Below are 12,904 nucleotides of genomic sequence, written 5' to 3'. Positions count from 1 at the left end.
TTATATGCTGGTGCAGCTTTCGATTCACGATATTGTTTTAATCGAAAAGCTCGATGTTAATTTTTCAGCGGGCTTATCGATTTTAACCGGGGAAACGGGGGCGGGGAAATCTATTTTACTTGATTCTTTATCCTTATCTCTTGGTGGGCGTGGAGACGCTTCGCTTGTGCGTCATGGTGCCGTACAAGGGCAGGTGATAGCTGTTTTTGATGTTCCCATTTCACATCCTGTGCGTCAGCTGATACGTGAAAATGGTTTCGATGATGAAGGTGATATAATTTTACGACGTGTACAATCAAATGATGGTCGTAGTCGTGCTTTTATTAATGATCAAGTGGTCAGCATTTCTTTAATGCGCAATGTTGGTCGTATGTTGGTTGAAATTCATGGCCAACATGATGATCGTGCGCTTGTTGATGCTAATACGTATCGTCAGTTATTAGATTCTTTTGGCCAGCTTGACGGTGATGTAAGCAATTTACGTAAATGTTATCAGATATGGCGTGAATTGGAACAACGTGTGCAACAACAGCGTGTTAAAGTAGAAAATGCTGCACGTGAGGCTGATTATCTTCGTGCGAGTGTAGAGGAACTTGATAAGCTTGAGTTTAAAATTGGTGAAGAAGAAGAGCTGTCTTTACGCCGTTCAGATATGCTTAAATTAGAAAAAATAGCGACGGATATAAAGGAAGCCAATGATCTCTTTAATGGTCAAAAATCACCAATTCCTGTTCTGTCAAATTTAATGAGACGGTTAGAGCGAAAAATTGATGAATCGCAAGCGTTAATTGAACCTATCGTAAAATCCATTGATGATGCATTGTGCGCGCTCGAAATAGCGCAAGAAGGTATTGAAACTACAATGCAGGCATTAGATTTTGATATCAGTGAATTAGAACGTATAGAAGAGCGTCTTTTTGCACTTCGGGGATTAGCGCGCAAATACCATATTTCTGTAGATGAATTAGCTCAGTTGCGAGATAAAATGAATACGGATCTTGCAGATTTTGATACTGCTCAGATCACATTGGAGCATCTAGAAGTGGAAATGCAGGAAGCACAAAAAAATTATGACACATTAGCACAAGCTCTTTCTGTAAAACGCAAGGAAGTAGCACGTCGTTTATCTGAAAGTGTTATGATTGAGTTACCAGCTTTGAAATTAGAAAAGGCAGAATTTATTGTTAAAATACAAAGTGATGCTGAAAAACGTAGTGCAGATGGTATAGACCGTGTTGAATATTGGGTGCAGACAAATCCTGGAACACGAGCTGGGCCCATGTTAAATGTGGCTTCTGGTGGTGAGCTATCTCGTTTTTTATTGGCATTAAAAGTTGTATTAGTTGATTGCGGGTCAGCACCTACACTGATTTTTGATGAGATAGATACAGGCGTAGGTGGAGCTGTTGCAGCAGCAATTGGCCAACGGTTGCTACGTTTATCAAAAGATGTTCAGGTTTTTGCTGTTACACATGCGCCACAGGTAGCCTCTAAAGCGCATAATCATTTTCTTATTTCAAAAATTGAAGAGAGTGATGGAAGGCATTTTGTTACGGACATTCGTAAATTGGAAAAGCATGAACGTGCAGAAGAAATTGCACGTATGTTAGCAGGGGAACAGATCACTGAAGAGGCACGTGCAGCAGCACAAAAGCTTTTAGCGCAGATATAATGATTATCATTGATAAATGATTGATAGTGATACAGGTAAGCATATATTTTTAGATTTTTGTTGCTAAAAAAGTGGAAATTTGTGCTGATTATAGCGCGTGATTAGAAGAGAATTGATGGATAAGGATGCGAAAAATTTAACTGCTCTCGAAGCAGAGCGTGAGTTAGAGTGGCTAGCAAAAGAAATTGCGCGTCACGATGTGCTTTATAACAATCATGACCAGCCTGAAATTTCTGATGCACGATATGATGCTCTTCGTCGTCGTAATATAGAAATTGAGACTCTATTTCCTGAATTGGTTCGAGCAGATTCTCCTTCATATAAAGTTGGTGCTCCAATTTCTGAAAGATTTGAAAAATCTGTTCATGCACAGGCGATGTTATCCCTTGATAATGCGTTTAGTTCTGAAGATGTTCATGAATTTGTTGAGCGTGTTCGTCGTTTTTTACGACTTCCAGTGACAAAAACATTGGAGATGACAGCTGAACCGAAAATTGATGGTCTGTCTTTGTCTTTACGTTATGAAAAAGGAAAGCTTGTGTGTGCAGCAACCCGTGGTGATGGGTATGTAGGCGAAAATGTTACTGTGAATGCACGAACACTTTCTGATATTCCTCAGGTTTTACAAGGTGATTTTCCTGATATTCTTGAGGTTCGTGGTGAAGTGTATATGAGACACAGTGATTTCCAAGACCTTAATGTGGATCAACAAGAAAAAGGAAAGTTGGTTTTTGCTAATCCTAGAAACGCTGCTGCAGGTTCTTTGCGTCAGCTCGATACGCGAATGACTGCTCGTAGAAAACTTAAATTTTTTGCTTATGGTTGGGGTGAAGTGAGTGAAATGCCAGCTAAAAGCCAAATGGAGATGGTAAAGAAGCTAAAAGAATATGGCTTTGTTATCAACCCATTAACAAAAGTTTTTAAGGCAGTAGAAGACCTTATTTCATATTATCATTTTATCGAAGAAGGTCGTCAACATTTAGACTATGATATTGATGGGGTTGTTTACAAGGTTAATGATTTGCTGTTGCAAACGCGTTTAGGGAATGTGTCTCGTTCACCACGGTGGGCGATTGCACATAAATTTCCAGCAGAAAAAGCAATGGCGCTTCTAGAAAATATTGACATCCAAATAGGTCGAACAGGAGCATTAACGCCCGTTGCGCGTCTCGCACCTATTACGGTAGGTGGAGTTGTGGTTACTAATGCAAGCTTGCATAATGAAGATTATATCAAGGGGCTTGGGAGTAAAAGTGAATCTATTCGCGAAGGGCGTGATATCCGTATAGGTGATACAGTCATTGTACAGCGTGCGGGTGATGTAATTCCCCAGATTATTGATGTTATAATTGAAAAGCGTCCAAAAGGTGCGTCTCCTTTTGTTTTTCCCTCTCTTTGTCCTGCTTGTGGGAGTCACGCTGTTCGTGAAGTGGGTGAAGCAGTGCGCCGGTGTACAGGTGGGTTGATTTGTCCAGCGCAAGCGATTGAACGTATTCGTCATTTTGTTTCGCGCAATGCTTTTGATATTGAGGGGCTTGGTGAAAAACAGGTAGAATTTTTCTTTCATGCTCAAGATGAGACACTACGTATTCACTCACCAGCTGATATTTTTACTTTACAAAAACGCCAAGAAAAATCTCTAACACGGTTAGAAAATATGGAGGGGTTTGGAACTCTTTCTGTTCGCAAACTTTATGATGCTATTAATGCTCGCCGAAAAATTCCTTTAAGCCGCTTTTTATTTGCATTAGGAATTCGTCATGTTGGAGAGGTCAATGCACGGCGTCTTGCACGGGCCTATCAAAATTATAATGCTTTTGAGACTGTAGCGATGACAGCACTAATGCCATGCAATAAGGAAGATAAAGGCAATGAGGAGTGGTTAGAACTGACGAGTATCGAAGGGATTGGAGTTCGTGTTGGTAAAGCGATTATTGATTTTTATCAGGAAACTCATAACCGTGATGTTTTATCGAGTTTGCTTCAAGAAGTAACACCTCTTCCTGAGGAGGCCGCAGTAGCAGATTATTCTCCTGTTGCAGGAAAGACGATCGTTTTTACAGGAACTTTGGTGCATATGTCACGTGATGAAGTAAAAGCGTTGGCAGAACGATTAGGAGCCAAAGCATCTAGTTCCATTTCTAAAAAAACTGATCTTCTGGTTGCAGGGATAGGAGCCGGATCGAAATTAACGAAAGCAAAAGAGTTAGGCATTGAGATTATGGATGAAGAAAGTTGGCTTCAATTAATTAATGAGCATCATATTTAAGTTTTTTGCAAAATAACATTGATGATATGTTTATGCATTAATGCTATTTGGCTATGTGGTACACCATATAAAATTCTGGTAATTTTTTAATTTTTCTCTTTAATATCAGCTTTTTTATTTCTCATTTCTGTGAAGTTATCGTATTTTGAAAAATTAAAAACTGTTTCTCAAAAAAATGTTTTTTGAATAAAGGAAATGCATATAAATTTTATTTGATCAAAGAGGCATTGTCGCTTCTTTCAGCCATTGTCTATCTTCTTTATTTAGATAAGGCGCACTGACTTCATAAATGTGGGTATGGTAATCATTAAGCCATTGTCGTTCTTGTATAGTTAAAAGTTCTGGTAAAATTAACCGTCGATCAATAGGACAATTTGTCAGTGTTTTAAATGACAGCATGTCTATATCGCCAGCAATAATTGTTTGTGCTGGTTTTACAATCATCAAATTTTCAATACGAATACCGAAAGCCCCTTCGCGATAATAGCCAGGCTCATTAGAGACGATCATTCCAGGGATAAGTTCTTGGCTGCCACGACATGAGAGATTTTGTGGTCCTTCATGAACAGAAAGATAGGAGCCAACTCCATGGCCAGTCCCATGTGCATAATCAAAACCAGCTTTCCATAATTCAATACGTGCTAAAACATCAATATCTTGTCCGCGTGTTCCTTTTGGAAAGCGCGCTGTTGAAAGGGCAATCATACCTTTGAGAACAAGAGTAAAACAGCGTTTTTCTTCTCCTCCAACATGATCTATGGCTACTGTACGGGTGACGTCTGTCGTGCCATCACGATATTGTCCACCGGAATCAACGAGATAAAGTTCACCAGCATTTAGTAATTTATTTGTTTCAGTCGTTACACGATAATGAATAATCGCGCCATGTTCCCCCGTTGCTGAAATGGTATCAAAGGAGAGATCTTCGAGTTTTACACCCATTTCTTGCGCGGTTATTATGCGAAATTCTTCTAATTTTTGGGCAGCAGAAATTTCACTAATTGTTCCTGATATTTGTTTATCTAACCAAGATAAAAAACGGATAAGTGCTAAGCCATCACGTAAATGTGCTTTGCGTGCTCCATTCAGCTCTGTGTTATTTTTAATAGCACGTGGTAAGGAAGCAGGGTCAGAAAGTGTAATGAAAGGACTGCCTCTTTCCTCAATAACGGTACGCAGTTTTTCACAAGTAAGCGTTGGATCTAAGGCAAAAATCGTTCCTGCTTGAACGTGGTCTTTGATTGTTGGAATGAGTTCTTCTGGTTCACATAATCTTGCATGGCGTTTTAGATATTCTCTCTGTTCCACACCAAGTTTTTTGCCATCAATAAATAGGATTGGCATTTCTTTAATAGGAATGAGCGCAAAACAAAGGGCAAAAGGTGTGTTGGAAATGTCATTGCCACGTATGTTAAATGTCCATGCAATAGAGGCAGGATCTGTGAAAATAAATGCGTTTGCGCCGGCCTGCTGTATATCTTTGCGAATTAATGCTAGCTTCTCATCAGTATTACGTCCTGCATATTCGAGAGGATGAAGCGATAAAGCAGATTGTGGTAAGGGTGGTTGATCATGCCAAATGAGGTCAATCAGATTTGTTTTGCTTTCTATAAGTTTGCCATTTGCTTGTTCTAATGCTTTTTTTAGCGTCGCTGTGGCAGAAATAGTGTGAAGCCACGGATCAAAGCCGATAGAAAGTTTTTGCCCATTTTTTTCAAGCCATTGTGATGGTGAGCAAGTTGTCAAATCTTCATAGTCAAAAATATGAGGATCTGTCTGTTGGCGAACTTGGAGTGTATAACGCCCATCTGTGAATATGATAGCTTTATTTTTTAAAATTAGTGCTATACCAGCTGATCCAGTAAAGCCAGTTAGCCAGCTAAGGCGTTGAGCATGCAGGGGGATATATTCTCCTTGATGTTCATCTGTACGTGGTACCAGAAAGCCATCTAATCCAAAGTGATTAAGCTGTATGCGAAGAGCGGAAATACGTTCTGCAGCGTAGGTTGGATTTGTTATCGCTTCAAAAGATTGATACACAACGACATTCTTTTCTTTTATTGTAAATGTAAAGTAACCCACCCTTGGCGGTGGTATGTTTCAATATGTTTTAAGCCTTGCTGTACATAAGCTTGTAAAACATTGTCATGTTGTTCTTCGAGAATTCCAGACAAGATAATAGATCCATTTTTTTGCAGTGCTTTTACCATTTCTTCTGCAAGTTCAATAAGAGGGTTCGCTAGGATATTGGCAACAATGAGATCAAAAGGCGCACACGGTACAGTCTCTTTATCATCATAGTTAAAACCTGACGCTGTAACGGCTGTGACATATTTTTCTACGCCATTAAGCTTAATATTGTGTTGTGCTACTTGAATAGCAATTGGATCAATATCAGATGCAAGTACAGGAATAGGCTTGAGCATAGCAATAGCAATGGCTAATACGCCACTGCCAGTGCCAAGATCAAGAGCATTTTGTGGATTTTCATTTTGCACGACTTTGGTAATCATTTCTAAACAACCAGATGTTGTTCCATGATGGCCTGTACCAAAGGCTTGACCAGCTTCAATTTCAATGGGAAAAACATTGGAAGGAATTTTATCCCGGTCATGATGTCCATGAAGGAAGAAACGGCCAGCATGCACGGGTTTTAGCTCTTCAAAGCTCTTTTTTACCCAATCAATGTCAGGTAAAATTTCTATATTAATTTTACTTAGATCCAAAGATAGAATGCGTGCAAAGTCTCTACGAACATTTTCTTGATTATTTTTATCAACATAAAGTGAAAGTTCATAAAGAGCCTTTTCTTCGTCTATTTCAGCAAGAACAAGAGGATATCCTTCTTCATCAAAAGCATTTTCTATGAGATTATAAAAATGCTCGGCTTCTCTTTTATGAGCAGCACAATATAGGCGAATTTGTTGTGACATATTATTTTTCTATGAAGTTTTTTCAATTAGTTTGAGGCAAGTTTCCTAAGCCGTGTAATAGCTATATCATCTTTTAATTCGTCTTCTTCGGCATTATAAGGGATAATACCAGCTAATTTTCCACCTTTTTTAAGCAAAAAGATTGCAGATGTATGATTGTAGGTATAGTTATCATCATTTGTTCCAGGGATTTTTTCAGCAACGATATTGAAAGAATTTACCATTGCATGAACTTTTTCAGGATCTCCACTGATCCCGACGACTTTATCGGTAAAATTGCTTAGATATTCGCGGAGTATTTCCGGAGTGTCATGTTCAGGATCAACCGTAACAAACCATATGCCTAATTTATCAGCGTTGGGGCCAATTTCTGTGAGCCACCGGCTAAGATCAGCAAGCGTAGTTGGGCAGCTTTCAGGGCACGTCGTGTAGCCAAAGAAAAGGACAGCAGGTCTACTGCGAATATCGGCTTCAGTAACGATTTCTCCATTGGAAGAAGTGAGTGTAAAATTATCCCCTAAAGGTTTATTTTTCAATGCATCATAAATAAAAACACCAGCTAAAAATACGACACTTAGGCCTAGGATATACAACACATTTTTCATCACTTCACTTCCTTGCAAGGCTAAAAAATGATAACATTGGCAAGTTAGTTTTGCAATCTTTGTTTCAGTATTGAAAAATAGATATTATGAGTATTATAAAAGCATATCATACCATGCAATCGTGTATTATAATTGATGATTGAGAGTATGGGAATGGTTTTTAGTCAATTTTGTCAATCTAGTTGATATGCTTTTCATGTTCATTCGTATAAATACAGCTGGCTAAGGTGGATGAATATTCAGCAGGATTTTCAATTCCGTGATAGTAAACCTCGCATTCATACAACAGCACGATTGCGTGGCTGTAAATTAGGGCCTTATGTAGAAGTTAATGAGCGCGTTCTTTTACATGATGTAAGCGTTGGTGATTTTTCTTATTTTGAATGCAATAGTGAGGCTGTTTATAGTGACATTGGGCGTTTTTGTTCTATAGCATCTCATGTCTGTATAAATGCATTAGAGCATCCAATGGAACGGCTGACAACACATAAGATGACTTATCGCCCTAATGAATATTTCTATCATATGGCTTTGGATCAGGGCTTTCGTGTGAAGCGTCGTGCAAAGCGTGTGATTATTGGGCATGACGTATGGATTGGACATGGTGCTGTTATTATGCCTGGAGTGACAATTGGTTACGGTGCCATCATTGGTGCTAATGCTGTAGTAACGAAAGATGTTATGCCTTATGCAATTGTTGCCGGTGTTCCTGCAAAGCTTTTGCGTATGCGTTTTCCAGATGATGTGATCCAGGAACTTTTGAATATGACCTGGTGGGATTGGCCGCTGAGTAAGATTTATAATGCATTGTCTGATATGCAAAATTTGCCAATTAAAACCTTTATTGACAAATGGAAATAATATTAAAGTGAAATAATAGAAAAATACTTTTTCTCTAAAAAGAAGATTTTTACTGTGTTACATTAAGCTTTGGTAACAAAATTGTCGAGAACACGTTTCTCTCCAGCTTTTTCAAATGAAATGGTTAGTTTATTATCCTCTATTGCTAAAATATGACCATAACCAAACTTTATATGAAAAACTCGATCATTAATGACAAAAGTTGATGGTATATTCGATACTGATTTAGTGGTGGTTTGTTTTTCAATATTTTTTGTCTGACGAGGATGGGTGAGCCCAAAACCTAAATCATTATCACCATAATTGATTTGTTGTGTGTTAACATTTGATCGTCTTCCCCAATTATTGCGTGTTGCTTCTGTTTGGTTTTGTTGTGCACGCTGCCACCCTGGTGTTGAATAATTATTGTGAAAAGGGTCCTGCTTTCTAAAGCGCGGTTGGCCATAACCACCATAAGATGTTTCAATATCTGCTACTTCTATATGTTGTTCAGGTAATTCATCAAGAAAACGAGAAGGAAGCGTAGATTGCCAAAGTCCATGAATGCGTCGATTGGATACAAACCATATATGCAAATGTTTTTTTGCTCTTGTTATGCCTACATAAGCAAGCCGCCGCTCTTCTTCCAGTCCTAAACGACCACCTTCATCTAATGAGCGTTGATGAGGAAAGAGTCCTTCCTCCCAACCAGGAAGAAAGACTGTATCAAATTCAAGCCCCTTAGCTGAATGAAGGGTCATGATATTAACGGCATCCATATTTTCATTGCTATCGGCATCCATAACGAGTGAAACATGTTCTAAGAAGCTATGAAGATCTTCAAATTTTTCCATAGAGCGGATCATTTCTTTCAGATTTTCTAATCGTGTTGGTGCTTCTGGAGAACGATCTTCTTGCCACATGGCTATATAGCCTGAATCATCAAGAATTGTTTCAGCAAGTTCTGTATGTGGTGTGTGTTTTAGCATATCTTGCCAGCGATGGAAATTTTCAATAACGCTTCGCAAGGCACTGCATGCTTTGGGTTTTAGATCGTCTGTTTCAATAATTTCAGCAGCTGCTGCAAAAAGGGGGATAGCGCGTGCACGTGCACTATTGTAAAGATGGCGTAGCGCTGCATTTCCTAAACCACGTTTAGGTGTATTCAGAATGCGCTCAAAGGCTAAATCATCAGCTGGTTGAACGACAACACGCAGATAAGCCATAGCATCTCGTATTTCCATTCGTTCATAAAAGCGTGGACCACCAATAACACGATAATTAAGACCGAGTGCAACAAAACGATCTTCAAATTCGCGCATTTGAAATGATGCTCTTACCAAGATAGCTATCTGATTTAAGGAATGTCCACTTTGTTGTGTTTGTTCTATTTCTTTCCCAATAGCACGAGATTCTTCCTCTGAATCCCATGCTGCATGAATTTTTACCTTTGTTTCTTCGTTATTGCTTTGGTCAGAAAATAGTGTTTTTCCTAATCTTCCTTGATTATGAGAAATAAGATGAGAAGCGGTTTTTAGAATATGCGATGTGGAACGATAGTTACGTTCTAGACGAATGATTTTTGCAGGAGGAAAATCCTTTTCAAAGCGCAATATATTATCAATTTTAGCACCACGCCATCCGTAAATGGATTGGTCATCATCGCCAACACAACAGAGATTGACTTGTGATTTTGTAGAGCTTTGAGCTAAAAGGCGAAGCCAAAGATATTGTGCTGTATTTGTATCTTGATATTCATCTACAAGAATATAGCGAAACTTATCTTGGTATTCACGAAGAATATCTGGATTATGTTGAAATATGTGGATAGGGTGCAGCAAAAGATCACCAAAGTCACAGGCATTGAGACTTTTTAACCGGTTTTGATAGCTGTGATAAAGCTTACGTCCTACACCATTACCGAAAGAGTGAGCGTCGCTTTCTGAAATATGTTCTGGTGAAAGTCCTTGATTTTTCCAAGAATCAATCATCATTGCAAGGCTACGCGCTGGCCAACGTTTGTCATCTAAGTTTTCAGCTTGAATGAGCTGTTTCAGAAGACGAAGTACATCATCATTATCAAGGATTGTGAAGTTGCTTTTTAAATCAACCAGTTCTGCATGGCGACGCAAAATTTTTACACCAGTTGAATGAAATGTTCCAAGCCAAGGCATACCCTCAACAGTTTTCCCGACAAGTTCACCAATACGAATTTTCATTTCATTTGCTGCTTTATTGGTGAAAGTAACAGCAAGTATTTGTCTGGGGTAGGCAAGGCCGAGATGCAAAATATGAGCAATGCGAGTTGTGAGAACACGGGTTTTTCCAGTACCAGCACCTGCAAGAACTAAAATAGGTCCCTCTGTATTTATAACTGCTTGTTGCTGTTCTGGGTTAAGCTTTTTCAAATAGTCGGATTCGTATTGTATTTGTTCTTTTGCTTCTATAGCATTACCTGTCTCAGAATTATCTTCAGACCTGTAAAGAGGCTCTTCATCATCGAAAAATGGTATATGATTGGAAAAGTCATTCATTATATTTTGTGTATTATTTTTTTGATTTGAACGCTAGGTCTAAAATTTTTTTTCTTAGAAAAACCGCAATTCTTACAGTTGAACAGGAATGTAAAGATTGCGGAATAGGAAAAAGATATTAAAGCTTGCTGTATGAGCATGCTATAAAGTGCTTGCAATATGCAATGAGACCTAAAACATTATCATACATAGTTTTTTCTATCAATATCAATGCTTATGGAAGCTCTTGTTGGTAAGAGATATTTTAGGAATTTTCTTTTAAAAATACACTTACAGAGAAATCATCAATATGAATGAATATTTTTGAAAGATTACTTTAATCAACCAATAATAGAACCGCTTGTTATCACCTTATTTTCATTCACTATTTGACAGACGATTTTGATCAAGGAATTTTTGAGCTTTTAGAGCTTCTTTTTTATTCAACAGTTTTTCAGATTTTGTTTGCCCAAAACGATAACGATTTTCTTCCGCATGAACCATTCGTTCAGTACGCTTTTTCTGTTTTCGAAATTGGCGAAGATTAATCAATGTGGCCATGACAATTCACTTATTTTTTTCGAAAAGAATCTAAAGAAACAATATCAGCACTTTGTTTGGTATCACTGTTGGAGGGATCTTTATCTATTTTTTTTGTAAACAGATTTTCTTCTTTTTGTTCATTTGAAAGAGTAGTAGGTGTATGCAGAGCATTTTCTGAATTTTCACTTTCTCCAGAAATAAGATTTGAGGGCAGATCAAACGCTGCTTCGAATGCTGCAACAGGGTCATAAAAAACTTGGATAGAAGAGAAAGGAATAACCAGTTTTTCAGGAATTTCTTCAAAAAAAAGTGTCACTTCAAAGGAAGTTTCTGATACACTTAAATCTTTAAATTGATGCTGCAATACAATCGTCATCTGATCAGGGTAGCGGTTTTTGAGTCGATCAGAAATTTGCACTTCTGGCGCATTTGTTAAAAAGGTAATAAAAAAGTGATGATTACCTAGGGGGCCAGCTTGAGAAGTTTCTAATAAAACTTTTCGGATAACTCCACGGAGCGCATCCTGAACGAGAATGTCGTAACGGATTTGATCTTGAACCATCGAAGTTTATTTCCTTTATTTTATAAGGTAACTTAGTACGAGCAACATATGAAATGAAATATTCATTTAAGTTAGCAATATTTTTTCCACTATGCACCTTATTAATAAGAGAAAGTATGAATTTTTCGATAAATAATGTCTAACAGGTTAAAAATAATGCATGAAAAAGTGAAGGCTTCTGTTGCCAGGTGCCTTCGAACCCCGCTTAACCTTGCGACAGATTAAGACTTAGTTTGAAACATTCGCACCGCTTAAGCGGCGAGACGTGCTTCCGCATAGTTGTCATTTGCAACTACTCATTTAGTCCGATAACGGTGGTACAATGCCGAGTAAAAGAGCAATCTTTACACTCTTGTCGATCCTATTTCGCCCCCGCCAAAGTATAATTCCTTCAATTATACTTTGGTGGAGGCGCCGGGTACCGCCCCCGGGTCCAATGAGCTTATTTCATTGTCCATTTATTACCATAGCTAGAAAACCAGCTTTCTAAGTATAGAGGAAGAATAGTTTTTGGGGAAGGGGGGTTGTTAATATTTTAAATCCTCTAATTACCCTAAAAACTTTACGATGCGGCTGTGCAATGTGGTCGCTAATTATTTGGAGGTGGTATAAAATGACAAATGATCTAGCAGATATTAAATTATATGATCCTAAGCCTGACGAAGATGCAGTAAGACGGCTCAGGCGTCGTTTAGCTTTAGTTATGAGAAATAAAGATGCATCGTTAGTTTCTGCATCGGATAAAAAAGAGCTGGAGCGTGTTGAGAAATGGACTCAAAAAGCGTTAGGCGTTAATGAAAAAAATGCTAAAAGTGCTGTTTCAAAAGTTGCTGAAATGATGTCAGGAGATAATAGAAAAAGTCGTGTGACTTTTTACTATTGTGTAGCCAAACAATTGAATGTGCTAGATAAAATTTAAATGATTTTGCAAACTGAATTTTCTGTATAATGATCATAAAAAAAGCCC

10 protein-coding genes and 1 other RNA gene are annotated in these 12,904 nt (G+C 38.2%); 4 read left to right on the top strand and 7 right to left on the bottom strand.

What is annotated here, in order from left to right; all coding sequences use genetic code 11:
• Positions 1–4: 4 nt before the first annotated feature.
• Both recN and ligA read left to right on the top strand, forming a co-directional pair.
• Positions 5–1,672: a DNA repair protein RecN gene (recN, locus tag BARBAKC583_RS04535; protein ID WP_005767411.1), complete on the top strand. Its 1,668-nt coding sequence runs from the start codon at positions 5–7 to the stop codon at positions 1,670–1,672.
• 115 nt (positions 1,673–1,787) lie between these two features.
• Positions 1,788–3,941: an NAD-dependent DNA ligase LigA gene (ligA, locus tag BARBAKC583_RS04530; RefSeq protein WP_005767408.1), complete on the top strand. Its 2,154-nt coding sequence runs from the start codon at positions 1,788–1,790 to the stop codon at positions 3,939–3,941.
• Positions 3,942–4,157: 216 nt separating this feature from the next.
• On the opposite strand, the gene BARBAKC583_RS04525 is transcribed toward ligA, so the two are convergent.
• Genes BARBAKC583_RS04525 through BARBAKC583_RS04515 form a run of 3 tightly spaced genes read right to left on the bottom strand, consistent with a single transcriptional unit; the run spans position 4,158 to position 7,479 of the window.
• The gene (locus BARBAKC583_RS04525) at positions 4,158–5,981 is read right to left on the bottom strand and encodes an aminopeptidase P family protein (protein WP_005767406.1); all 1,824 of its coding nucleotides are present in this window, start codon (positions 5,979–5,981) and stop codon (positions 4,158–4,160) included.
• Between the two features lie 17 nt (positions 5,982–5,998).
• Entirely contained in the window at positions 5,999–6,874 is an 876-nt protein-coding gene (locus BARBAKC583_RS04520) for a 50S ribosomal protein L11 methyltransferase (RefSeq protein ID WP_005767404.1), read from the bottom strand.
• Between the two features lie 26 nt (positions 6,875–6,900).
• The gene (locus tag BARBAKC583_RS04515; protein ID WP_005767402.1) at positions 6,901–7,479 is read right to left on the bottom strand and encodes an SCO family protein; all 579 of its coding nucleotides are present in this window, start codon (positions 7,477–7,479) and stop codon (positions 6,901–6,903) included.
• A 231-nt stretch (positions 7,480–7,710) separates the two neighbouring features.
• Here BARBAKC583_RS04515 and BARBAKC583_RS04510 point away from each other — a divergent pair, with 231 nt between their 5' ends.
• On the top strand, positions 7,711–8,340 hold the full coding sequence (locus tag BARBAKC583_RS04510) for a DapH/DapD/GlmU-related protein (RefSeq protein WP_005767400.1): 630 nt from the start codon (positions 7,711–7,713) through the stop codon (positions 8,338–8,340).
• A 62-nt stretch (positions 8,341–8,402) separates the two neighbouring features.
• Here BARBAKC583_RS04510 and BARBAKC583_RS04505 read toward each other — a convergent pair whose 3' ends face one another.
• From BARBAKC583_RS04505 to ssrA, 4 genes are all read right to left on the bottom strand, one after another.
• Entirely contained in the window at positions 8,403–10,853 is a 2,451-nt protein-coding gene (locus BARBAKC583_RS04505) for an ATP-dependent helicase (protein WP_005767398.1), read from the bottom strand.
• A gap of 357 nt (positions 10,854–11,210) precedes the next feature.
• A complete protein-coding gene (locus BARBAKC583_RS04500) occupies positions 11,211–11,393 on the bottom strand; it encodes a DUF4169 family protein (RefSeq protein WP_005767396.1) in 183 nt (60 codons plus the stop codon).
• A gap of 10 nt (positions 11,394–11,403) precedes the next feature.
• Entirely contained in the window at positions 11,404–11,937 is a 534-nt protein-coding gene (locus tag BARBAKC583_RS04495) for an SspB family protein (RefSeq protein WP_005767394.1), read from the bottom strand.
• A gap of 167 nt (positions 11,938–12,104) precedes the next feature.
• Positions 12,105–12,459, bottom strand: a transfer-messenger RNA (tmRNA) gene (gene ssrA, locus BARBAKC583_RS06705).
• A 91-nt stretch (positions 12,460–12,550) separates the two neighbouring features.
• Here ssrA and BARBAKC583_RS04490 point away from each other — a divergent pair.
• A complete protein-coding gene (locus tag BARBAKC583_RS04490; RefSeq protein WP_005767392.1) occupies positions 12,551–12,856 on the top strand; it encodes a DUF2853 family protein in 306 nt (101 codons plus the stop codon).
• The last annotated feature ends 48 nt before the right edge of the window (positions 12,857–12,904 follow it).

This window comes from Bartonella bacilliformis KC583, assembly GCF_000015445.1.
Lineage (GTDB): Bacteria > Pseudomonadota > Alphaproteobacteria > Rhizobiales > Rhizobiaceae > Bartonella > Bartonella bacilliformis.
The sequence above is the reverse complement of the archived record's forward strand: the minus strand, read 5'-3'. Positions and strand labels throughout refer to the sequence as shown.

Bases quoted from the DNA above. Each gene is read 5' to 3' on its own strand.
- ligA (WP_005767408.1), top strand. From the start codon at position 1,788: ATGGATAAGGATGCGAAAAATTTAACTGCTCTCGAAGCAGAGCGTGAG.
- recN (WP_005767411.1), top strand. From the start codon at position 5: ATGCTGGTGCAGCTTTCGATTCACGATATTGTTTTAATCGAAAAGCTC.
- BARBAKC583_RS04510 (WP_005767400.1), top strand. From the start codon at position 7,711: ATGAATATTCAGCAGGATTTTCAATTCCGTGATAGTAAACCTCGCATT.
- BARBAKC583_RS04490 (WP_005767392.1), top strand. From the start codon at position 12,551: ATGACAAATGATCTAGCAGATATTAAATTATATGATCCTAAGCCTGAC.
- BARBAKC583_RS04520 (WP_005767404.1), bottom strand. From the start codon at position 6,874: ATGTCACAACAAATTCGCCTATATTGTGCTGCTCATAAAAGAGAAGCC.
- BARBAKC583_RS04515 (WP_005767402.1), bottom strand. From the start codon at position 7,479: ATGAAAAATGTGTTGTATATCCTAGGCCTAAGTGTCGTATTTTTAGCT.
- BARBAKC583_RS04505 (WP_005767398.1), bottom strand. From the start codon at position 10,853: ATGAATGACTTTTCCAATCATATACCATTTTTCGATGATGAAGAGCCT.
- BARBAKC583_RS04500 (WP_005767396.1), bottom strand. From the start codon at position 11,393: ATGGCCACATTGATTAATCTTCGCCAATTTCGAAAACAGAAAAAGCGT.
- BARBAKC583_RS04495 (WP_005767394.1), bottom strand. From the start codon at position 11,937: ATGGTTCAAGATCAAATCCGTTACGACATTCTCGTTCAGGATGCGCTC.